Raw genomic sequence first — 247 nt, forward strand, 5'->3', positions numbered from 1 at the left:
GTAGTGAATACAATTTATCGCATCATGGCAATTGCTGGGTCGGAGGTAAAGCCAAGGTTTATGCTAATGCACGGGTTTACGATAATGCCGTTGTAAGTGGTTATGCTCATGTTAATGTGGAAGCTTGTATTTATGAAAACGCCCGTGTTTATGGCAAGGCGGTTGTAGGTGGCTTTGTTTATGGAAATGCTGAGGTTTATGGTTTTGCACGTATTTATCCTCGTGCAAGAATTTATGGGAATGCTCA

At 41.7% G+C, this 247-nt stretch carries 1 pseudogene; it reads left to right on the top strand.

The features are described from left to right. Window positions 1-247: pseudogene (locus tag ACFILW_RS09930) on the top strand (hypothetical protein); the annotation flags it as partial.

Source organism: Bartonella sp. TT110JLCBS (genome assembly GCF_042193405.1).
GTDB lineage: Bacteria > Pseudomonadota > Alphaproteobacteria > Rhizobiales > Rhizobiaceae > Bartonella.